Raw genomic sequence first — 22,085 nt, 5'->3', positions numbered from 1 at the left:
GTGTCCTCTCCCGTGACCCGTCACAACGCTGTTTTCAGCATGCTGGCGGTGGCATTCCGGTTGCTCATCGCCGCATGCGCCTGTTTCAGCGCCGCCACGAACTCCGCATCAGCGGCCAGCTCGCGCGGGAACACCGCCTCCACGGCCAGCAGAGCATCGACGTCGCCGGCAGCCGCGAGGGGAGCGAGCTGGTCGCCCAGCGGATCGACCAGCTTGTCGCCATCGCCACGCGGCAGCGCCAGGAAGCGGAACCAGGCCGCCAGCGGCACGGCCAGCCGCCCGGTCGGCAGCCCGGCGCGGCGCCGGTCGAGCACCGTGCCCAGGATGCGGAAGGGCAGCTTCTGCGATCCGTCCCACGCGATCTGCGACAGCAGGTGGCGGATCGCCGGATTGCGGAACCGGTCCAGCACGCTGTCGGCATAGTCGGCCAGCTCCATGCCTTCCAGCGTACGCAGTGTCGGGGCGATATCCTCGTGCATCATGCGCGCCACGAAGGCGCTGAGATCGGGGTCGCGCATCGCGTCGGCCACGGTCTCGTGCCCCAGCAGCAGGCCGAGATAGGCCAGCGTGGAATGCGGGCCGTTCAGCAGCCGCAGCTTCGCCTCCTCGAACGGGGCGACATCGCGTACGAACTGCACGCCGGCGGTCTCGAACGGGGGACGCGCACCGCGGAAATCGTCTTCGATCACCCACTGCGTGAAGCGTTCGCGCTGGATCGGCCAGGCATCCTGCAACCCGGTCGCCGCAGCCACCTGATCGCGCACGGCATCGGTCGTGGCGGGCGTGATCGAGTCCACCATGGAGGACGGAAAGCTGACATTGTCCGCGATCCATGCGGCCAGATCGGCATCCGTCGCCTCGGCATATTCGCGCACCGCACGGCCGAGCCGCGCGCCATTATGCGCCAGATTGTCGCACGACAGCACTGTCAGCGGCCCGCCGGCTTCCGCCTTGCGCCGGGCAAGGCCAGCCACCAGCCAGCCGATGAAGGTGGTCGGCGCACCGCCCGCCAGCTCCGCCGCGATGCCGGGATGATTCATGTCCAGCCCGCCATCGGGTGACAGGCAGTAGCCTTTCTCCGTCACCGTGGAAGTCACCAGCTGCGTGGTCGGGGCAGCCAGGCGCTGCAGGATCAGCTCGCCCTGCCCGCGCGCTGTCAGCAGCTCCGCGATGGAGCCGATGATGCGGTATTCCGGCGTTTCCGACAGCAGCGCCAGCACATACAGCCCGTCCTGCGGCTGCAGCGCGTCGGCGGTGCCGGTGGAATTGAGCGCGACCTCGCTGATCGACCAGCGCGGATCGCTGTCCAGCACGGCGTCGGCATAGGCTGCCTGGTGCGCGCGGTGGAACGCGCCGGGGCCGAAATGGACGATGCCGGGGGTGCGCCTCTCCAGCTGGTAGACGGGCGCGGCGATGCCGGGCGCGCGCTGCGCCAGGGTGGCGCGCGACAGACGGGTGGGTTCGCTCACAGGGTCACGCCCCTCTTCCAGATGGCAATATCGCGCTCCTCATGTACTTCGTTGCGGGCCGGTTCGCCGCTGGCGACCGCACAGATCCGGTCCAGCAGCGCCTCGGCCGTGGCATCCAGCCCGTCATCCAGCACCGACCCGGCATCGAAGTCGATCCAGTCGGGCTTGCGGGCGGCGAGACCGTGATTGGTCGCCAGCTTCATGGTCGGCACCGGGCTGCCCAGCGGGGTGCCGCGGCCGGTGGAGAACAGCGTCAGCGTGGCGCCCGCCGCAGCCAGCGCGGTGGTGGACACGGCATCGTTGCCCGGCGCCTCCAGGATGGTGAGGCCGGTGCGCCGCAGCCGCTCGCCATAACGCAGCACGTCGACCACCGCCGCACGGCCGCCCTTCTGCACCGCGCCGAGCGATTTCTCCTCCAGCGTGGTGATGCCGCCCGCGACATTGCCGGGGCTGGGATTCTCGCTGATCGGCTCCCCATGCGACAGGAAATACGCCTTGAAGCCGTTCACCAGCTCCACCAGCGAATGGAACGTGGCTTCGTCGCGCGCGCGGGCCATCAGCAGGCGCTCGGCACCGAACACTTCGGGGATCTCCGTCAGCAGCGCGGTGCCGCCGGCGGAGACCACCGCATCGGCGGCGCGGCCGATCAGGGGATTGGCGGTCAGCCCGCTGAACCCGTCGGACCCGCCGCACTTCAGACCCAGCCGCAGCGCGGACAGCCCGACCTCGGTGCGCCGGTCGGCCGCGGCCTGCTCCACCAGCGCGTCGATCGCCTCGGCACCCTCGCCCATCTCGTCCAGGCTGAACTGCGCGCCCAGCGTCCGCATCCGGGCGCGGTAGGGTTCGGGAATACGCTCGATCAGCGCACTCAGCTGGTTCTCCTCGCACCCCAGGCCCAGCAGCAGCACGCCGCCGGCATTGGGGTGGCAGGCCAGCGCCGCCAGGATCCGCGCGGTGCCGTCCAGATCGTCGCCAAGCTGCGAGCAGCCAAACGGGTGGGCGAAGGCCAGCACGCCATCGGTGCTATTGCCATGACGCCTGTTCGCCTCCGCCGCCAGCCGCTGCGAAGTGCGGCCGACGCAGCCGACGGTCGGGATCACCCAGATCTGGTTGCGTGTGCCCACGCTGCCATCGGCGCGCTGGTACCCGGCAAAGCGCCAGCGATCCTCCGCCACTGGCGGCAGCGGGAACTGCACCGGGTCGTAGCGGTACGGCTCCTCACCCGACAGGTTGGTGTGTACGTTGTGGCTGTGGACATGCGCACCGGGCTCGATGCCCTGCGTCGCGCTGCCGATCGGCCAGCCATAGCGCAGGACCTGGTCGCCGGGCGCCAGCGCCACCAGCGCCAGCTTGTGCCCCTGTTCGATCGGATCGCGAAGGGTGATGCGCCGGCCGGCCACCTCCACCACTTCGCCGGCAGGGATCGCGCGCAGCGCGATCGCGACATTGTCGCGTTCGTCGATCTGCACCGCAGCAAGGTCAATCTGGTCGATAACGCTCATTTGCAGCGTGGTATCATTTGTGCCAACGTTGGCACAAGTCGCCAGACCGCCATTTTGTGAGGAAAACATGCGTCCATTGGTGTTGCACGAAGATCGCCTGCTCCCTGCCGATCCCGATACCCGCGCCATTGCGCGCCAGCTTTATGCCGGCATTGCCGACCTGCCGATCGTCAGCCCGCACGGGCACACCGATCCGGCCTGGTTCGCCACCAACGCCAACTGGACCAATGCCACGGAGCTGCTGCTGGCGCCGGACCACTATCTGTATCGTATGCTCTATTCGCAGGGCATCGCGCTCGAATCGCTGGGCGTACCTGCGCATGGCGTGGCACCGGCGGCCGACCCGCGGGCGGCATGGCGGCTGTTCGCACAGCATTACCATCTGTTCCGCGGCACCCCGTCGCGCATGTGGCTGGACCATGCCTTTGCCACCGTGTTCGGCATGGATGTCGCGCTGGAGGCGGACAGCGCCGACCTGTATTACGACACCATCACCGAACAGCTGGCGACCGAGGCGTTCCGCCCGCGTGCGCTGTTCGACCGGTTCGGCATCGAATTCCTGGCCACCACCGAAGGCGCGCATGAAAGCCTGGCGCATCACGAGGCAATCAGCGCATCGGGCTGGAACGGCCGCGTCGTGTCCACCTACCGCCCCGATGGCGTGATCGATGTGGAGCACGAGGCGTTCCGTCCGGCCATGGCGCGCTTTGCCGAACTGACGGGCGAGGACGTCTGGAGCTGGCAGGGCTACCTGGCCGCGCATCGCAAGCGTCGCGCCGACTTCCGCGCCATCGGCGCCACCGCCACCGACCATGGTTTCCCCACCGCGCAGACCGCCAACCTGTCTCCGGCGGAAGCCGAGGCGCTGTTCCTGAAGGTCTGCGGCGACAGCTGGACCGCCGCCGATGCCGAGCTGTTCCGGGCGCAGATGCTGACCGAGATGGCCGGCATGAGCGCGGAGGACGGCATGGTGATGCAGATCCATCCGGGTGCGTTCCGCAATCACAATGGCGGCCTGTTCGCCAGCCACGGGCGCGACAAGGGCGCGGACATCCCGACCCGCACCGACTATGTCGCCGCGCTGAAGCCGCTGCTGGACCGGTTCGGCACCAGCACCACCCTGTCCATCATCCTGTTCACCCTGGACGAGAGCACCTATGCCCGCGAGCTGGCGCCGCTGGCCGGGCATTATCCGTGCCTGAAGCTGGGTCCGTCCTGGTGGTTCCATGACAGCCCCGAGGGGATGCGCCGTTTCCGCGAGATGACGACGGAGACCGCCGGCTTCTACAACACGGTCGGCTTCAACGACGATACGCGCGCCTTCCTGTCGATCCCCGCGCGGCACGATGTCGCCCGTCGGGTCGACTGCGCCTTCCTGGCGCGGCTGGTGGCGGAACACCGGCTGGAGGACTGGGAGGCGGCCGAGCTGGCGCAGGAGCTGACCAACGGGCTGGTCCGGCGCGCCTACCGCCTGGACGATCCGCTGGACTGATCCTGCATGAGCAGCGCGCCCACCATTGTCGATGTGGCGGCGGCGGCGGGCGTGTCTGTGCGCACGGTGTCGCGCGTCATCAACCGCTCCCCCAAGGTGGGCGCGGCGACGCGCGACGCGATCGAGCAGGTGATCGCCAGCCTCGGCTTCACCCCCAGCGCCCGGGCGCAGGCGCTGGCCAGCGGGCGGTCGCAGCTGATCGCGGTTATCCAGGGGGACGAGAACGCCCATGTGCTGGGCGCCATCCAGCGCGGCATCGCGGAGGTGTGCAGCGATAGCGGGCACGAACTGCTGGTGCGCCCGGCCCGTGTGGCGGACCCGGACATCGTGCAGCAGCTGACCGGTTTTGCCCGCCGGTCGCGCGTCGACGGGCTGATCGTGCTGTCGCCCGTATCGGAGGTACCCGGCCTGCCCGCCGCCCTGGCGCGGCTGGGCGTGCCGGCGGTGGCGCTCGCCAGCCGGCAACTGGCAGGATACCCCACGGTGCTGGTGGCCGACGATGCGCAGGCCAGCGCCGCGGTGGGCACGCATCTGGCGGCCCTGGGCCATCGGCGCATCGCGCTGGTCACCGGGCCGGCAGGCCGCGCATCCTCGCAGGAACGCGCTGCCGGCTTCACCCGCGGGCTGGCGGACAGCGGCATCGTGCTGCGGCCGGAGATGATCGTGGAGGGCGATTACGGCTTCGCCTCCGGCATGGCGGCCGCCGCGCGGCTGCTGGATGGCAACGCTCCGCCCAGCGCCATCTTCGCCTGCAACGACCTGATGGCCGCCGGCGTGCTGAAGGCGGCGGAGCAGCGCGGGCTGGCGGTTCCGGCGCAGCTGTCGGTCGCCGGGTTCGACGGCACGGATGTCGCCGCCATGGTCAGCCCGGCGCTGACCACGGTGCGCCGTCCGATGCGCATGATCGCCGGCCGCGCCACGCGCTGCCTGCTGGCGCATATCGGCCAGACGCCCGCCGCCCCGGTGCAGGATCACATTGCGCTGGAGCTGGTGATCGGCAATTCCACGGGGCCGGCGCCAGTCTGACGAGAGCACTGGCGCTGCCATGGCCAAGCTACTAGCCGTGATCTGACAATTAGCGGACGGGAACAAAGCGCATGAGGATCGGCCGACGGAACCTGATGGCTGCGGGTATGGTGGCCGGTGCGGTGCTGCCATTTGCCGGCCTGCCGACTCGTGCGGCGGCGCAGACCCGCCGGGCACCGGCCAATCCCCGTTCCGTGACACGGCTGGCCGAATGGCGGTTCCATCTGGGCCATGCCGCTGACATGGAGGCCGATTTCGGCTGGGGCCGCAACCAGCGCACCTTTGCCAAGGCTGGCGCGGCAACCGCCGATGCGGCGCAGCCAGGCTTCGACGACAGTGACTGGCGACAGGTGCGCGTGCCGCATGACTGGGCGGTGGAGCTGCCCTTCGCGCCGCCGGCGGAGCCTGCGCCGGAGAACACCGCCGATGCCGTGGCCGCCCATGGCTTCAAGGCGATCGGCCGGGCGCATCCCGCAAACTCTATCGGCTGGTACCGCATTGCCCTGCCGATCGAGGCAAGTGACCGCGACCGGGCGGTGTGGCTCGAGTTCGACGGCGTGTTCCGCGACGCGACGATCTTCGTGAACGGCTACGTCGTGGGCACCAACGAGAGCGGTTATGCCCCGTTCGGCGTCTCCATCGGCGATTTCCTGGATTATGACGGCGGACCCAACGTGCTGACCGTGCGGGTCGATGCGACGCTGGGCGAAGGCTGGTTCTACGAAGGGGCGGGCATCTACCGCCATGTGGACCTGGTGCGCGCGGCACCCGTCCACGTGCCGCAATGGGGCAGCTACGTGCGCAGCGTGACCGAGCCTGCCGGCGCGCGCGTCACCGCCACGCTGGAGGTGCGCAATGCCGGTGGGGAGGATGCGACCGGCGTGCTGCGCCAGCATGTCGCCGGGCCTGACGGGCGGGAGGCGGTGCGACTGCCGGACCAGACGCTCACCATTCCGGCCGGCGACACGATCAGCGTGGAGGCCGATGCGGTGCTGCCCGCCCCGCGCCTGTGGTCGCCCGCCGACCCCGCCCTGTACCGTCTCGTCAGCGAGGTTCGCGTGGGCGATGCGGTGGTGGATCGATACGAGACGCCGTTCGGCGTGCGCCACATCCGCTTCGATGCGGCGCGCGGCCTGCTGCTGAACGGACAGCCGGCCAAGCTGCTGGGCGTGTGCAACCACCAGGATCATGCGGGCGTCGGCACCGGCATCCCCGATGCGCTGCACCGCTGGCGCATCGCGCAGATGCAGGAAATGGGCTGCAACGCCTGGCGCAGCGCGCACAATCCGCCGGCCGCCGCCCTGCTGGATGCCGCCGACCAGATGGGCATGATGATGATCGTGGAGGCGCGCCGCAACAGCAGCGATCCCGTCGCCATGGACGAGCTGGAGCGGATCATGCGGCGCGACCGCAACCATCCGTGCGTGATCGCCTGGTCGCTGGGTAACGAAGAGCCGCATCAGGGTACGCAGCGCGGCGCGCGCATCACGGCCGCCATGCAGGACCGCGTGCGCGGGCTGGACGCGACCCGCCCCAGCACCTTCGCGCTGGACAATAGCTGGGACAAGGGCGTGGCCACCGTGGTCGACGTGGTCGGCTTCAACTACCGCACGGACCAGATGGACGCATTCCATGCCGCCCACCCGGACGTGCCGGTCTATGGCAGCGAGACGGGCAGCACCGTCGCCACCCGCGGCGCCTATGCCAACGATCCCGAACGGCAGGTGCTGCGCGCCTATGATACCGAGCATCCCTGGTGGGCCAGCACGGCGGAGGCCTGGTGGCGGATCGGCGCGACCCGGCCGTGGATCGCCGGCGGCTTCATCTGGACCGGGTTCGACTATCGCGGGGAGCCGACACCCTTCCCCAGGTTCCCCAGCATCTCCAGCTATTTCGGGGTGACCGACACCTGCGGCTTCCCCAAGGACAATTTCTATTACTACCGCGCATGGTGGCGCCCGGCCGAGCCGCTGGTCCACGTGCTGCCGCACTGGAACTGGCCGGGGCGCGAGGGCGAGAACATCGAGGTGTGGGTGCACGGCAATACGCCGGAGGTGGAGCTGTTCCTCAATGGCGACTCCCTCGGGCGCAAGCCGATGCCGGTGGATGGGCATCTGGCCTGGCAGGTGCCGTACGAGCCCGGCAAGCTGGAGGCGCGCGGCATGGACGGCAAGCTGCGCACCGCGCGCGACATCGTGGAAACGGCCGATGCGGCCTATCGGGTGGAACTGACCGCGGACCGCCGCCGGCTGACTGCCACGGGCGACGACGTGGCGGTGCTGCGGGCCGAGATCCTGGATCGGCGCGGTCGCCCGGTGCCCGATGCCGGCAATCTGGTGCGCTTCATCGTGCAGGGTCGCGGTCAGGTGATCGGCGTCGGCAACGGCAACCCGACCAGCGTGGAGGCGGACGTGGCAAGCGAGCGGCACGCCTTCAACGGCTTGTGCCAGGCGATCGTGCGGGTCGGCAACCGCCCGGGCACCGTGGTGGTGCGGGCCGAGGCGGACGGGCTGCAGGCGGGCGAGGTGACGCTGGTGGTCGGCCCGGCCTGACGTATCAGCCTGGCACGGCGAACAGGCGCAGGAAGTAGCCGACGAACCTGCGCGCATCCGCATCCGCATCGGCGCCGTCGGCGGGCTCCACGCCCCATAGCCGGCGGTGCAGCCCCGCCTTGTGCATGCCCATCAGCAGCCGCGCCATGTCCAGCGCGCCTTCATCGCGCAGACGCCCGGCATCGATCTGCTGCTGCAGGTAACCGGCCAGTCTCCGTTCCACCTGGCTGGCCGCCTCGCGGTAGAAGATCAGGCCCACCTCAGGGAAGCGGCTGCTTTCCGCCATCACCAGCCGCCAGGTGGCGACCCCGTCAGGATGCGTCATCCGTGCCATGAAGCTGCGGCAGAACGCGACCAGCGTCTGTTCCAGATCGCCCGGGTTCAGCAGGTCGGTCTCGATCTGCTGGCGGAAGGATGCGGTCACATCCTCGATCACCGCCGCGAACAGCTCCTCCTTGGACCGGAAGTAGCTCCACAGCGTCGCCTTCGACCCGCCGAGCGTCTTCAGCAGGCCGGACATGGATGTAGCGGCATAGCCCTTTGCCAGGAAGGATTGCCGCGCCGCCGCCACGATCGCCGCGCGCCGCTCCTGCTGGCGGGGCGTAAGTGCCTGATCAGGTACCTGTTTCTCTACATCGCTCACCAGGTGTACTATACGGTACATTTCCGGGTTGACAAGTGTGCGCCGCAGCATCATCTGACGAACTGTACCACATAGTACGGCCAATCTCATGATGCTTCCCGATTTTCGATCCGTTCGGCGCGCGGCGCCGCTCGCCGCGCTGCTGCTGTCCGCCTGCGCGACCGTGCCGAACCTCGACCCGGTGCCGCAGGTCGCCCCCGCGCAGGCCTACGCCGCCGGCCAGACCCTTGCGGACACAGCCGGCACCCCGTGGCCCCAGCTGGACTGGTGGCGCGGCTACGGCGATCCGCAGCTGGATACGCTGATCGCCGAAGGGCTGGCCGGATCGCCCGACGTCGCGGCAGCGGCGGCCCGGGTGCGGCAGGCGGAAGGCTACGCCCAGCAGGCCGGCGCCGCGCGCCTGCCCAGCGTGGACCTGAACGGCAGCATCGCCGCCACGAAGCAGAGCTACAATAACGGCATTCCCGCCGCCTTCGTGCCGCGCGGCTGGAACGATACCGGGCGCGTCTCCGCCGATCTGGGCTTCGATCTCGACCTGTGGGGCCGCAACCGGGCCGGCTATGCCGCGGCCCGCTCCGATGCGGCGGCCGCGCGGCTGGACGGGGCGCAAGCCAGCCTGACGCTGTCGACCACGATCGCCAATGCCTATGCCGACCTGTCGCGCCTGTTCGCCGCCCGTGCGGTGGAGGTCACCGCGCTGGAGATCCGCGAGCAGACCGAGCGGCTCACCGCCGATCGCGTGACGGCGGGGCTGGATACGCAGGCCGAACTGAAGCAGGCGCAATCGGCCGTGCCGGCGGCGCGGGCGGAGATCGCCGCCACGGACGAGCAGATCGCGCTGACCCGCAACCGGCTGGCCGCGCTGCTGGGCCAGGGGCCGGATCGTGGTCTCGCCATCGCGGAGCCTGCGGTGGCGATCGCCCCGCGCGGCCTGCCCGCCGGCGTGACCACCGACCTGATCGCCCGCCGCCCGGACGTGCTCGCCGCGCTGGCCCGGGTGGAGGCGGAGGCCGCCCGCGTGAAGGTGGCGCGGGCCGATTTCTACCCGTCACTCAGCCTGTCGGCCGTGCTGGGCTTCCAGTCGTTCGGCCTCGACAATCTGCTGCGCGGGGGATCGACCTTCGGCAGCGCCGGCCCGGCGGTCAGCCTGCCGATCTTCCGTGGCGGGCAGTTGCAGGGGCAATACCGCGTGGCGCGCGGCAGCTATGACCTGGCCGTGGCCGATTACGACCGCACGGTGACCGGCGCCTATCAGGCCGTCGCCGATGCGGTGGTCAGCCAGCGCGCGCTGGCTGTGCGCCTGCGGGAACAGCAGGAGGCACTGCAGGATGCCACCGCCGCCTATGACATCGCGCGCCAGCGCTACGAAGGCGGATTGTCCCGCTTCGTGGACGTGCTGACCGCACAGGACCGTGCATTGCAGGCGCAGCGGATCGTCGCCGATCTGCAGGCGCGAGCCTTCACCCTCGACATCGCTCTCGTGCGCGCGCTGGGTGGCGGTTTCCCCGCCACGGCCGCCGCTGCCCCCATCGACAAGGATCCGATCCATGGCTGATGCCCCTGCTGCCGACCTCCCCGCCGACACCTCGGCGCGCACCGGCAAGCGCCGGAAGGCCCTGGGCGCCATCGCCGCGATCGTGCTGCTGGCGGGCGCGGGCTATGGCCTGTGGTACGCGCTGGTCGGCAGCCATTATGTCGAGACCGACAACGCCTATGTCGGGGCGGAGACCGCGCAGATCACGCCCATGGTGGCGGGACAGGTGGTGGCGGTGTCGGCATCCGACACGCAGGCGGTGAAGCGCGGTGACGTGCTCGTGCGGCTGGATGACAGCGACGCCCGCATCGCGCTGGCCGCGGCCGAGGCCGATCTCGCCAAGGCGCGTCGCCAGTTCGGCCAGACTTCCGCCACCAGCACCGCCCTGTCGGCGCAGGTGCAGGCGCGCGGCGCCGATGTGGCGGGTGCACGGGCGCAGCTGCAAAGCGCGCAGGCCCTGTTCCAGAAGGCGCAGGTCGATTTCGACCGGCGGCAGGCGCTGTCGGCCAATGGCGCGGTTTCCGGCGACGAGATCACCGCCGCCACCAACGCGCTGGCTGCGGCCCGTGCGGGACTGGCGCAGGCGCGCGCTGCGGTGACCCAGGCGACCTCGCAGCAGGGTGCCGCCGCCGGCAACCTGGCCGCCAACCAGGCACTGGTCCAGGGTGCGGATGCCAATACCGCGCCCGACGTGCTGGCGGCCGAGGCCCGCGTGCGGCAGGCACGGCTCGATCTGGACCGGACGGTGATCCGCGCACCGATCGATGGCGTCGTCGCCAGCCGCACGATCCAGCTGGGGCAGCGGATCGCGCCGGGCGCCACGATCATGCGCATCGTCCCGGTCGGACAGGTCTACGTCGATGCCAACTTCAAGGAAGGGCAGCTCGCCCGCGTGAGGCCCGGCCAGCCGGTGGTGCTCACGTCGGACCTGTATGGCGGGGACGTGGAATATCACGGCCGCGTGGTCGGCTTCTCCGGCGGGACCGGTTCCGCCTTTGCGCTGATCCCGGCGCAGAACGCGACCGGCAACTGGATCAAGGTGGTGCAGCGCCTGCCGGTGCGCGTCGCGCTCGATCCGCGTGAACTTGCCGCCCATCCGTTGCGCGTCGGCCTGTCGATGACGGCCGAGATCGACGTTTCGGGCCGGTAGGCGCAACCATGGCCCGCGACGACACGTTCACGCCCTTCACCGGTCCCAGGCTGCTGCTGGCCGGGCTGCTGCTGGGCCTGACCAACTTCATGGTGGTGCTGGACACCACCATCGCCAATGTCAGCGTCGGGCATATCGCCGGGTCGCTGGGCGTGTCGACCACGCAAGGGACCTGGGTCATCACCTCCTACGCCGTGGCGGAGGCGATCTGCGTGCCGCTGACCGGCTGGCTGGCCGGGCGGTTCGGCACGGTGCGGACCTTTATCGTCGGGATGATCGGCTTCGGCATCTTCTCCGTCCTGTGCGGGCTGTCGACCAGCCTGACCATGATCGTCGCCGCGCGCATCGGCCAGGGCCTGTGCGGCGGACCGCTGATGCCGCTGACACAGACCATGCTGCTGCGCATCTTCCCGCGGGAGAAACACGGCGCGGCGATGGGCCTGTGGGCCATGACCACGGTGACCGCGCCGATCCTGGGTCCGATCCTGGGCGGCAGCATCAGCGACAGCTGGTCGTGGCACTGGATCTTCTTCATCAACGTGCCGATCGCGCTGCTGTGCATCTTCGGCGCGCTGCGCCTGCTGGTCCCGGCAGAGACGCTGAAGCAGAAGCTGGGCATCGACACCGTTGGCCTGGTGCTGCTGGTGGTGTGGATCGGCGCGCTGCAGATCATGCTGGATATCGGGCGGGAGCATGACTGGTTCGAGGATCCGACGATCATCGTCCTGGCACTGGTCGCGCTGGTCGGCGGGGCGCTGTTCATCGCCTGGGAGCTGACGGAGGAACACCCGATCGTGGATCTGCGCGTGTTCCGTCATCGCGGCTACGTGGTGGCGGTGGGCACGCTGTCCTTCGCCTTTGCGACGTTCTTCGCCACGGTGGTGCTGATCCCGCAATGGCTGCAGGGCAGCCTGGGCTACACCTCCACCTATGCCGGCTACGCCACCGCCTTCACCGGCATGGGCGCGGTGATCATGTCGCCGATCGTCCCGCGGCTGATGAAGCGGTACGATCCGCGGGCGCTGGTGTGCTTCGGCATCCTGTGGCTCGGCCTGTCGTCGCTGCTGCGCGTGCACTGGACCAGCGGGGCGGATTTCTGGTCGCTGGCGTTTCCGCAGATGGTGCAGGGTTTCGGCATGCCGTTCTTCTTCATCCCGCTGACCACCATCGCACTGGCCGCCGTGCAGCAGGAGGAAACCGCGTCGGCCGCCGGGCTGATGAGCTTCCTGCGGACCATGGGCGGGGCGATCGGCACATCCCTCTCCACCACCCTGTTCGCCAACAACATCTCCGTCGCGCGCAGCGAGATGGTCGGGCGGCTGAACGAGGATACGACCGTGCAGGCGCTGCAGGGTAACGGCTTTTCGCCAGATCAGGTGCGCGCCGCGGTGGAGCAGCTGGTGACGCAGGAAAGCAGCGCGTTGGCGATCACCCACATGTTCCTGCTGGGATCGATCATCTTCGTGGTCGCGGCCAGCGCCATCTGGCTGGCTCCGCGTCCGAAACGCCTGCCCCCGCCGGGTGCCGCGCATTAGGTCAGCTGGTGGCGGCCACCACCGGGCTGCCGAAGGTGGCCCTGTCCAGCATGCCCGCCCGCTCGGCGACGATGGTCGGGACCAGTGCCTGCCCGGCGACGTTCACCGCCGTGCGCCCCATGTCCAGGACCGGGTCGATCGCCAGCAGCAGGCCCACCCCTTCCAGCGGCAGGCCCAGGGTGGACAGCGTCAGCGTCAGCATCACCACCGCGCCGGTCAGGCCCGCGGTCGCGGCGGAGCCGAGGACCGACACCAGCACGATCAGCAGGTAGTCGCCGGCATCCAGCGCGACGCCGTAGAACTGCGCCACGAAGATCGCGGCAACCGCCGGATAGATCGCGGCGCAGCCATCCATCTTGGTGGTCGCGCCCAGCGGCACGGCGAAGGCGGCATAGGCCGGGGGTACGCCCAGCCCGCGCTCCACCACTTCCTGCGTGACCGGCAACGTGCCGATGGAGGAGCGCGACACGAAGCCCAGCTGCACCGCCGGCCAGGCGCTGCGGAAGAACTGCACGGGCGACAGGCCATTCAGCCACAGCAGCACCGGATAGACGACCCCGATCACCAGCAGCAGGCCGATATAGACCGCCAGCGTGAACTGCCCCAGCGATCCCAGCGCATCCCAGCCATAGCGGGCAATGGCGTCGCCGATCAGGCCCGCCGTGCCGATGGGGGTCAGGCGGATGACCCAGAACAGCAGCCGCTTCATGATCGCCAGGGCCGATGCGTTGAACGCCAGGAAGGTCTCCCCCGCCGGCCCCACCCGCACCGCCGCCGCGCCCACCGCGATGGCGATCACGATCAGCTGCAGCACGTTGAAGGAGATGGCGGTGACGGGTGCCCCGTCCTCCAGCGTGGTCGTGGCGCCCAGACCCAGGAAGTTGGCGGGGATGATACCCTGCAGGAAACCCAGCCAGCTGCCGGTCGTGACCGGGGTCCCGGCAGTGGCCGGATCGATCCCGGCGCGCAGGCCCGGTTCCAGCCAGATGCCCAGCGCGATGCCGATAGTGACCGCGATCAGCGCGGTCAGCGCGAACCACACCAGCGTCTGCACCACCAGCCGCGCCGCGCCGGCCAAGTCCTTCAGCGCGGCGATCGAACCCACGATGGCGGTGAACACCAGCGGCGGCACCAGGGCGCGCAGCAGCTGCACGAAGATTGCCCCCACCATCCGCAAGCCTTCGGCCAGCGTGCTCGTCTCGCCCAGGCCCCGCGCCACGAAGCCCAGCACGACACCCAGCACCAGGCCGGCGAGGACCTGCACGCCGAAGGATGGCAGGCGGAAGGATCGGCCGGGGCCGGCCGCCGGCGCCGCGCCGCTCATGCGGACGCGCCCGGGGTCAGGTTCATGGCCGGACGGCGCATAGGGCTGGTCGTGAACAGTTGCATGGCACCCTTCCGATCAGCCTTGTACATTGTCTATCGCTAAGGTCGAGAAACCGTGGCGGTGCTGGCCGGTTCCCGGCCCAGGTCGATCGGCCGGATGGTCCCGTCGGCCCGGTACTCGACCGGTGCCAGCGCAACCCGCCGCTCCGCATTGCGATAGGGTCCGTCGCCCGCCTGTCCTTCCCACCGGTGATAGGCCATCATCATCTGTCCATTATCGGGGTCGCGGAAGAAGCTGTGATGCCCGGGCCCCTTGTACCCGCCTCCGCTGGACAGGATGGTGCCGCGATAGGTCCACGGCCCGGTCGGGCCGGGCGCCGTGGCATAGCGTACGGAGTAATCGGACCGGTCGTAATGGCCCGAACTGTAGGACAGGTAGTAGGTGCCGTCCCGGTCGTGCATCCAGGCGCCCTCGGTGAAGCAGGGCGGCTGGTCCACCGCCACCTCCCGCTCCAGCGTGACCATGTCCGGCGCCAGCTCGAACACCCGCAGCGTCGATCCGTTGCTGCCGCCGGCATAGAGCAGCCGCTTGCCGGAAGCCGGGTCGACATAGACCATCGGGTCGATCGCCTCGAACCGGTACTGGCCGGAGCCGGAGGGAGACATGCCGTCGGCGCAATTGCCGGCCGGGCGGCCGGCGAACTGCGTGGCATCCGCCCCGTCGATCAGCGCGCGGCCGCTGTCGATGCAGGGGCCGGCGGGCGTGTCGCAGACGGCGACGCCGATCTTGGCCGGATACGGCTCCTGCGGGCCGACCGAGTAGTAGAAGTAGTAGCGGCCATTGGCCGCGCTCATGTGCGGGGCCCAGAGCTGCCGGTTCTCCGCCGGCGGGATCCAGCCGATATCGGCCAGCCGGATCAGCGCGGGGCCCCGCCGCCAGCTGCCATCCCCCGTCTGCGACCAGGCATGCAGCGCACCATCGCCGCCGGTGGGATAAAGCCAGACCTGGTCCTCCACCACCAGCACCGCGGGATCAGCGCCGGCGAAGCTCGCCTCCTCCGATGCGGCGACCGTGCTGCCCAGCGCCAGCAGCAGGCCGGCCGACCAGGTCCGCAGCAGCCCGCTCAACGATTGCGATCCGCGGCCTGCGTCACCTTGGGTTCGCGCGCCAGCTGGCGGATCAGGTCCGTCTCCGCCTGGCGATAGGGGGTGCCGTCATTGCGGAACACCTCGTGGAACCAGATGGTCGGCTCGTCGAAGGTATAGGGCTTCTTCCAGGAATCCCACGGCAGGCGGGTCTGCGACTTGCCGTCGACGAAGCCCCAGTTGATCATGCCGATGTTCATCCGCTTGCCGATCGGCAGCGATCCGTCGAAGGTCGATCCGTTACCGCGTGCCATGTATTCGGTGCACAGCACCGGTCGGCCATAGCTGAGCATCTGGTTCGCGCGCCGCTCGAACTGTTCGGGCCAGTTGTAGTCGTGGAAGCTGTTGACGTCGGATTCGCTGACCTGGATCCGCTCCACCGCATCCAGCGTGTTGCGCTTGTCCCAGCTTTCCCCGATCCACAGGCCCGACGTCAGCGGCTGCGTCGGTTCGGCCGAACGGGCCCATTCGAACACATCGTTCAGCAGGCCGGCGACCATCTCCGTCTTGTTCGGGGTCGCCGGGTAATTGCCGCCGCCGCCATTGTTGGGCTCGTTCCACACGTCCCAGGCGAGCACGCGGTCGTCATTCGCGAAGTGGCCGACGATGTCCTTCACATATGCTTCCAGCTCGCCATGCCGCGAGCGGTCGGCCAGCCGCGCGGCGCCGGGCGCCTGCATCCAGCCCGAATTGTGCACGCCGGGGATGGGCGGGCGTTGCGGGCCGGATACGGGGTTCGGGTCCCAGCAGCTGTCGAACAGCACGAACATGGGCCGGATATTGTGCCGCGCCGCGATGGTCAGGAACTGGTCCATCCGCTGCTTCAGCCCCTCGGCGTCATCCTCCCACAGCATGTTGTGCAGGTAGACGCGCATGGTGTTCATGCCGATGCTTTCCGCCCAGCCCAGCTCCTGGTCGATCCGTTGCGGATCGAAACTGTCGGCCTGCCACATCTCGAACTGGTTGATCGCGGTGGACGGATTGTAGTTCGCGCCCACCAGCCAGGGCTGCCGGTCGTACCAGCCATGCGCCTCGGTCGGGGACCAGATGTCGCGTGCCTCGGCCGGCACGGTGGCGAGCGCCAGCGCCGATCCGGCCAGCGCAAGGAACAGTCTGAATGCCATGGGTCACTCTCTCCTGTGGGCGCGCCGGCTCTGCGGCCGGTCGCGCAAGGCTGCTCGGGTGGTCGCCTCCGGTCAGAACCGGAAGCGCACGCCCAGCGAATAGGTCCGCTCCAGATACAGGATCTGGCGCGCGAACTCGTCACCGTTGTCGTTGAAGTCGCGATAACGCTGCAACGGATTGCCCAGCACGTTCACCACGTCGAACGCGACGGTGATGTTGGGGATCGGGGTGACGGTGGTCGAGAAATCGAGCTGGCCGCGCCCCTGCTCCCGCAGGCCGCGGGTGCGCGGACTGCCATCGGTGCCCACGTCCAGCGGCTCGATGCTGTAGAAGGTCACGAAGTTGGAACGGTAATTGTACGCCAGCCGGGCGGAGAAGATCGGCCGTTCGTACAGCGCGACCAGGTTGTAGGTCCACTTGGACACGCCGTTGAAGCGAACCTGCTCCCCCGTGACGTTGGGCGATCCGCCCAGCGCGACGGCGAGGTCACCTGCGGAATCGATATAGGTGCCATTCGCCTGCACGCCGAAGCCGCGGGCCCATTCGGGCAGGCTGTCCAGATCCAGGAAGCTGGTGAAGGCGACTTCCGCGCCCTGGAACCGGGTGTCGCCGGTATTCTCCGGCCGGTCGATCCGTACCAGGCCGTAAACCGGATCGTTCTCGAACGTGATCGCGCGGGAGATGAACCCCTGCGCGTCGCGCCGGAACAGCGCGCCGGTCAGCGATCCGCTGGGCGAGAAGTACCATTCCAGGCTGATGTCGTAATTGTTCGACGTGAGCGGCGTCAGGTCGGGATTGCCGCTGGTGATGCCGCGCGCCGCACTGTTGGGATCGTTGGGGTTCGGGTTCACCACCGGCGGGCCGACCGTCAGCGTGGGGTTCAGGTCGAAGAAATTGGGCCGGGTGCGCGTCTGGGTGTAGGCCAGGCGCAGCTGCAGCTCGTCGGTAAAGGCGACGCGTGCGCTGACATTGGGCAGGTAGTCGGTGTAGTCGTTCTCCGCCGTGATCGGGGTCACCAGCGCACCATCGAGCTGGAACCCGCTGATGCTGGTTTCGGTGCGCACCGCGCGCAGGCCGACGACACCATCCACCAGCATGTCTCCGCCGAAGTCGAAGCCATATTTCAATTGGCCGTAGACGGCATAGGCCTTCTCGTTGGCGGTGAAGTTCTCCGCCGGGTTGAAGACGGGCTGCCCGTCCGGCGCGCCGTAGAACGTGCGCAAGGCCGGCAGATTGTCGCGGATGCTGGTGGCCGGAATGCCGGCAAAGGTGCGGATCGGAAATCCGCCCCCGAAATCGAAACCGATCGGCTGGCTGTTGAAGTCCACCGGCAGCGCGGTGATCGGTATGCCGGCCGCCTCGTTGTTGATGTACGGCGCGCCGCGATCCCGCGTGGCGTCGCGGTCGTTGAAGCGGACGCCGAAATCGATCCGCTGCAGGAACCCGCCATCGAAGGTGTACTGCGCATCCGCCCGCGCCTGGATGTCCTTGCCGCTGACGGCCAGGTTCTCTTGGAAGAACCCCCGGCTGATGTAGTTGGCGGGATCGTTCACGTTGAAATTGACAAAGTCGAAGACCGGCCCGCCATCATCGCCGGCTTCGAACACGACATTGCGCACCGGGGACCGGGCGAAAGCGTAATCGATGTTGATGCCGTCCTGCCTGTAGGTGCTGTCGGTGTAGGCGACATCGGCGGACAGCTTGAGTGCGTCACGCTGCCAGATCGCGCCGCCGCCAAACTGGAAGGTGTCGGTCTTGCCGTTGAACGATCCGTAATAGCCATCCGGCCGGAACGCGCCCGTCACGGTCGCGCTCTGGGCGATGGTCGGGTCGCCTTCGCGCGTGGTCAGGTTGGTCAGCTGCGTGCCTTCGCCGAAGATCGGCACGAACATGAAGCGGTTGTAATCCTTGCCGCGATAGCCCTGGAACAGACCGTCGACATAGATCTCCAGGTCCGGGGTGGGCTTCCACTGCACTGCCGCATTGGCCGACGGACGGAAGCGGTCGCCGTAACCCAGGAACATGGCCTGCGCGTCCGGGAAGCGGACGCCGCCGCTGGTGCCCGGCGCGTTGGCCGCGCTGGTCGTGCCGATCACCAGCGACTGTTCGCGGGTCGCATCCAGGAAGTTGATGCCGACATAGGACGCATTCACCAGAACGCCGATCTCGCCGATGCCGGTGTCCCACCGGTTGCTGACCAGCAGGTTGCCGTTCCACGACAATTTGTCGGACTGGTCCCAGTCCACGCCGTTCAGCGATCCAGACATCTCGAACCCGTCGAAGTCGAACGGGCGCCGGCCACGCACATTGACCTGCCCGCCGATGCCGCCTTCCACCAGATTGGCGGTGGGCGACTTGAACACCTCCAGCGCGGCGACCGTGCCGGCGGGGAAGTCCTGGATCTGGACGAAGCGCCCTTCCGCGGTGAAGATCTCCCGCCCGTTATAGGTGGTGCTGATATCGGGCAGGCCGCGCACCGTGACGCCGGCCGACTCGCCGCCGCCGCGCAGCACGCTGACGCCGGACACGCGCGCCAGTGCGGAAGACGCGAAGGTGTCGGGCAGCTTGCCGATATCCTCCGCCACGATCGCATCCACGAACGCATCGGAATTGCGCTTGATCGCGGCAGCCGATTCCAGGCTGCGGCGCAGACCGGTGACGATGATCTGGTCGGTCGCGGCGCCGTCGGTAATGTCCGGCTCGCCGGTGGTCACGGGCACCTGGCCGGTCGGGTCGGGCGTGCCGGTGGCGCTGGTCCCGCCACCGGCCGGCGGTACACGGACATCCTGTGCATGGGCCTGGGTCCCGCCGGCCACGATGGCCAGGACGGAAACGGCGACGCAGAACTGCATCTTCCTCATACAACATCTCCCCTGCTCGACCGTTACGGCCGTGGCGACGGTTGGCCCCGCTCGCTCTTGTTCTACAAACACCCGCGCCGCATGAATAGCAAGCGCATCGCCGTGCACGTGGGGAGGCAGCTTCCTGTCAGGCAGGGACGGTGGCGCGCCGGCAACACTCCATGCTGGCCGGCGTGTCACCAGGGCGGCGGATCACCAGTTCCACAGCTGCCCGTCCGCCAGCCGCGCGACCGGCAGGTAAGCGGGCTTGTAGGGGTACCTGGCGGCCAGATCCTCGTCGATGTCCACGCCATGGCCGGGCGTCTCGCCACAATGCAGGTAACCATCGTGGAAGTGGTAGTCGTGTGGGAACACCGCATCGGTCTCGTCCGTGTGACGCATATATTCCTGGATGCCGAAATTGGGCACCCAGGTATCGAAATGCAGCGCCGTGCCCATGGTCACCGGCGACAGGTCGGTCGCCCCATGGCACCCGGTGCGAACCTGGTACAGGCTGGCGAGATCGGCGATCCGGCGCAGGTGCGTCACCCCGCCGGCACCCACGATGGTGGTGCGGATGTAATCGATCAGCTGGTTCTGGATCAGGTCCTTGGCGTCCCAGATCGTGTTGAAGATCTCCCCCACGGCCAGCGGCGTCACCGTGTGCTGCCGGATCAGCCGGAACGCTTCCTGGTTCTCGGCCGGGGTCATGTCCTCCAGCCAGAACAGCTGGAACGGTTCCAGCATCTTGCCCAGATTGGCCGCTTCCTGCGGGGTGTAGCGGTGATGCCCGTCATGCAGCAGGTGATGGTCGAAGCCGTAGGTGTCGCGCAGCTTCTCGAACAGCTTGGGCACGAAGTTCAGCGATTTGCGCGTGTCCCAGCCGGTAACGGTGGGCAGCGCTGCATCGGCGGGCTCGTAATGCAGCGTACCGCCGCTCACGCCATAGGCCTTCTCCACGCCCGGCACGCCGCTCTGCGCGCGGATCGCCTTGTAGCCCATGTCGATATACTGGCCGACCGCGTCCACCGTCTGTTCGATATCGGCGCCGTTGGCATGGCCATAGACCATCACGGCATCGCGGCTGCGCCCTCCCAGCAGCTGGTACAGCGGCATGCCAGCCATCTTGGCCTTGATGTCCCACAGCGCCACGTCGACCGCGGCGACCGCCCGCATCGTCACCGGCCCGCGCCGCCAGTAGGCACCGCGGTACAGATACTGCCAGATATCCTCGATCCGTTGCGGGTCCATGCCGATCAGGCAGGGGATCACATGGTCGGTGAGATAGGAGGCGACCGCCAGTTCCCGCCCGTTCAGCGTGGCATCGCCGATGCCGTAAACGCCCTGGTCGGTCTCGATCTTGAGGGTGACGAAGTTACGCCCGGGACAGGTGACGATGACACGGGCGGCGGTGATCTTCACGATGGAACTCTCCCTCAGAGGTCTTGTGTTAGCGTTAGCATTACAACTGCCTCACCCGCGGCGACAAGCCGTCACGGGCATCCGGCCATCGGCGCGGAGAGTGCTTCCAGCGGTATCGCTGCACCCAGCACCGCCTGTCCTGCGGGGGAGGGATGCAGCCCGTCGCCGCGATCGACCGCCGGCAGCAGGTAACCCGGCCGCACCGGATCGGTCATGGCAGGGTCGAGGTCGATCACCGCATCGAAATGGCCGGGTTGGCGGATCCACCGGTTCAGCGCCTGCCGGTCCTCCTCGGCCGCAGCGTCGGAGCGATAGGTGGGCGTGTCGCGGAACGGCAGGATCGTCATGCCCACGATCCGCACACCGGCATCGTGCGCCCGCGCGATCATCTGGCGATAGCCCTCGATCACGCTGGCCACCGTGCGGGCGCGCGACTCCGGCGTGACCGGCTCCTCCCGCACCAGCTTGCCGACATCGTTGACCCCTTCGAACACCACGATTGTGGCGAGGCCGGGCTGCGACAGCACGTCCCGCTCGAACCGGGCGGTCGCCGCCTGGCCGGTGCCGGCCTTCGCCACGCGCCCGCCGCTGATCCCAAGATTGACCACGCTCCACCCGCTGGTACCCGCATCCGCCCGCAGCCGCGTGGCCAGCACCTCGGTCCAGCGATCCGCGCCGGTCACCGTGCCGCCGCCATGCGCGGTGATGGAATTGCCGATCGCGGCAATGGTGCGCGCGCAGCGGTCCGCCGCCACATGCACGCCCGTCAGCACCGGCAGGCGGTTGCTGCTCGCGCCGCCGGGCAAGCTGGCGGGATCGCCCCCGACCGCGCCGGGTGCAACGAAACTGATCCCCTGCGGCACCGATCCGACGGAGGCGCTCGCCTGTGGCAGGTGGAAGGTGACCGCCACCGTGCCGCCCGCCGTCGCCGGCAACGCCACCGGATCGGACAGGTACTCCGCGCCCGGCGGGATGATGACCCACGCGGAACCGCCGAAGGCGACCGCCTGCGTGCTGGCCGGATCGACCAGGTCCTGCCCCGGCTGCGTGGCATGGGCCACGCGCACCTGTTGCAGCAGCAGCGGCTCCGTCCCGAAGGCGTTGCTGAAGCGCAGGCGGATGCGCGGGCCGGTGGCGGTGACCAGCACCTGCACGCGTACCGTGCTGTCCGCAGGCGGTGCGCTGCCCGCCTCCGCCGCCGCCATCATCGGCTGCGTCCAGCCGGCAATCCAGTGCGTCTCCGCCGTATCCTGCTGCGCCGCCGCCGGCAGCGCCAGCCACAGCAGCACCCCGCCCGCAAATGCCCGTCCGACCTTCATGCCC

15 protein-coding genes are annotated in these 22,085 nt (G+C 68.9%); 6 read left to right on the top strand and 9 right to left on the bottom strand.

Features of this window, described 5'->3' with window-relative positions:
• Positions 1 to 20 precede the first annotated feature (20 nt).
• Both PK98_RS12660 and PK98_RS12655 read right to left on the bottom strand, forming a co-directional pair.
• A complete protein-coding gene (locus PK98_RS12660) occupies positions 21 to 1,469 on the bottom strand; it encodes a mannitol dehydrogenase family protein (protein WP_039097219.1) in 1,449 nt (482 codons plus the stop codon).
• Positions 1,466 to 2,971 (bottom strand): UxaA family hydrolase, encoded by a 1,506-nt coding sequence (locus tag PK98_RS12655; protein WP_039097218.1) that lies wholly within the window; start codon positions 2,969 to 2,971, stop codon positions 1,466 to 1,468. The genes PK98_RS12660 and PK98_RS12655 overlap by 4 nt, the downstream gene beginning before the upstream one ends.
• 67 nt (positions 2,972 to 3,038) lie before the next feature.
• Here PK98_RS12655 and uxaC point away from each other — a divergent pair, with 67 nt between their 5' ends.
• From uxaC to galA, 3 genes are all read left to right on the top strand, one after another.
• A complete protein-coding gene (gene uxaC / locus PK98_RS12650; protein ID WP_039097217.1) occupies positions 3,039 to 4,463 on the top strand; it encodes a glucuronate isomerase in 1,425 nt (474 codons plus the stop codon).
• Positions 4,464 to 4,469: 6 nt separating this feature from the next.
• Positions 4,470 to 5,489, top strand: coding sequence for a LacI family DNA-binding transcriptional regulator (locus PK98_RS12645; protein WP_039097216.1), 1,020 nt, complete (start codon positions 4,470 to 4,472; stop codon positions 5,487 to 5,489).
• 71 nt (positions 5,490 to 5,560) lie between these two features.
• Positions 5,561 to 8,041, top strand: coding sequence for a beta-galactosidase GalA (gene galA, locus PK98_RS12640; RefSeq protein WP_039097215.1), 2,481 nt, complete (start codon positions 5,561 to 5,563; stop codon positions 8,039 to 8,041).
• Positions 8,042 to 8,045: 4 nt separating this feature from the next.
• On the opposite strand, the gene PK98_RS12635 is transcribed toward galA, so the two are convergent.
• Positions 8,046 to 8,684, bottom strand: a complete 639-nt coding sequence (locus tag PK98_RS12635) for a TetR/AcrR family transcriptional regulator (protein WP_052208805.1) — start codon at positions 8,682 to 8,684, stop codon at positions 8,046 to 8,048.
• Positions 8,685 to 8,772: 88 nt separating this feature from the next.
• Between PK98_RS12635 and PK98_RS12630 the strand changes: the two genes are divergently transcribed.
• The 3 genes from PK98_RS12630 to PK98_RS12620 are packed head-to-tail and all read left to right on the top strand — an operon-like array spanning position 8,773 to position 12,903.
• On the top strand, positions 8,773 to 10,239 hold the full coding sequence (locus tag PK98_RS12630) for an efflux transporter outer membrane subunit (protein WP_039097213.1): 1,467 nt from the start codon (positions 8,773 to 8,775) through the stop codon (positions 10,237 to 10,239).
• On the top strand, positions 10,232 to 11,368 hold the full coding sequence (locus PK98_RS12625; protein WP_039097212.1) for an HlyD family efflux transporter periplasmic adaptor subunit: 1,137 nt from the start codon (positions 10,232 to 10,234) through the stop codon (positions 11,366 to 11,368). The genes PK98_RS12630 and PK98_RS12625 overlap by 8 nt, the downstream gene beginning before the upstream one ends.
• An 8-nt stretch (positions 11,369 to 11,376) precedes the next feature.
• A complete protein-coding gene (locus PK98_RS12620) occupies positions 11,377 to 12,903 on the top strand; it encodes a DHA2 family efflux MFS transporter permease subunit (protein ID WP_039097211.1) in 1,527 nt (508 codons plus the stop codon).
• A 1-nt stretch (position 12,904) separates the two neighbouring features.
• Here the strand turns inward: PK98_RS12620 and PK98_RS12615 are convergent, their stop codons facing one another.
• The 6 genes from PK98_RS12615 to PK98_RS12590 all read right to left on the bottom strand — a co-directional run bounded on the left by PK98_RS12615 (position 12,905) and on the right by PK98_RS12590 (position 22,081).
• On the bottom strand, positions 12,905 to 14,227 hold the full coding sequence (locus PK98_RS12615) for a dicarboxylate/amino acid:cation symporter (protein ID WP_052208651.1): 1,323 nt from the start codon (positions 14,225 to 14,227) through the stop codon (positions 12,905 to 12,907).
• Positions 14,228 to 14,328: 101 nt separating this feature from the next.
• Entirely contained in the window at positions 14,329 to 15,357 is a 1,029-nt protein-coding gene (locus tag PK98_RS12610) for a family 43 glycosylhydrolase (RefSeq protein ID WP_052208649.1), read from the bottom strand.
• The gene (locus tag PK98_RS12605) at positions 15,354 to 16,499 is read right to left on the bottom strand and encodes a cellulase family glycosylhydrolase (RefSeq protein ID WP_039097210.1); all 1,146 of its coding nucleotides are present in this window, start codon (positions 16,497 to 16,499) and stop codon (positions 15,354 to 15,356) included. The genes PK98_RS12610 and PK98_RS12605 overlap by 4 nt, the downstream gene beginning before the upstream one ends.
• Before the next feature lie 72 nt (positions 16,500 to 16,571).
• Positions 16,572 to 19,361 (bottom strand): TonB-dependent receptor, encoded by a 2,790-nt coding sequence (locus PK98_RS12600; protein ID WP_081996226.1) that lies wholly within the window; start codon positions 19,359 to 19,361, stop codon positions 16,572 to 16,574.
• A 192-nt stretch (positions 19,362 to 19,553) separates the two neighbouring features.
• Positions 19,554 to 20,762: a D-mannonate dehydratase ManD gene (gene manD, locus PK98_RS12595; RefSeq protein ID WP_039097208.1), complete on the bottom strand. Its 1,209-nt coding sequence runs from the start codon at positions 20,760 to 20,762 to the stop codon at positions 19,554 to 19,556.
• 71 nt (positions 20,763 to 20,833) lie between these two features.
• Positions 20,834 to 22,081, bottom strand: coding sequence for an SGNH/GDSL hydrolase family protein (locus PK98_RS12590; RefSeq protein ID WP_052208645.1), 1,248 nt, complete (start codon positions 22,079 to 22,081; stop codon positions 20,834 to 20,836).
• Between the last annotated feature and the right edge of the window lie 4 nt (positions 22,082 to 22,085).

It is taken from the genome of Croceibacterium mercuriale, from assembly GCF_000802385.1.
GTDB classification, from domain to species: Bacteria; Pseudomonadota; Alphaproteobacteria; order Sphingomonadales; family Sphingomonadaceae; genus Croceibacterium; species Croceibacterium mercuriale.
The sequence above is the reverse complement of the archived record's forward strand: the minus strand, read 5'-3'. Positions and strand labels throughout refer to the sequence as shown.